The organism is Amycolatopsis panacis, assembly GCF_003600245.1.
Classification (GTDB): domain Bacteria; phylum Actinomycetota; class Actinomycetes; order Mycobacteriales; family Pseudonocardiaceae; genus Amycolatopsis; species Amycolatopsis sulphurea.
On sequence record NZ_QZFV01000050.1, the window covers coordinates 1 to 608 of the forward strand.

Annotated in this window: 1 protein-coding gene; it reads right to left on the reverse strand. The window is 67.3% G+C overall.

Annotation, left to right across the window (positions count from 1 at the left end; all coding sequences use genetic code 11):
• Positions 1-2: 2 nt before the first annotated feature.
• Positions 3-608: universal stress protein (locus D5S19_RS03875; RefSeq protein ID WP_120021958.1), on the reverse strand; the 606-nt coding region annotated here is incomplete at its 5' end.

Here is a 608-nt window from a genome sequence, read left to right on the forward strand (position 1 = left end):
GGTCACTGCTTGCGCTCCGGTCGTATCACGAGCACTGGGCACCAGGCATGCTGGATCAATGCCTGGCTGGTCGAGCCGAGCAGCATCCCGGTGAACCCGCCCCGGCCCCGGCTGCCCACCACCACCAGACAAGCCCGGGCGGACTCATCGAGCAGGACATGCCGCGGCCGGTCCCGGACCAGTGCCCGCTCCACCACCACATCAGGGTACTTCTCCTGCCACCCCGCCAACCGCTCAGCCAGCAACCGCTCCTCCTCCGGCTGAAGAACCTCCCACTGCGGCAGCAAACGCGCCACCCCCTCAGCCGAGCCATAAGTGACATCAGCCCAGGCATGCACCGCAACCAGCGAGGCCCGCCGGAAACTCGCCTCCTCGAACGCCACAGCGATCGCCGCCTCACTATTCGGGCTACCGTCCACCCCCACCACAACCGGCCCCTCCCGCGGCACCACACCATCACCATGCCGACCACGAACCACCGTCACCGGGCAACACGCGTGACCCGCCACCGTCGCAGCAGTACCACCAACCAGCATCCCAGCGAACCCACCACGACCAGTACAGCCCAGAACCACCACCCTCGCCCCACGAGAACGCTCAATCAACAC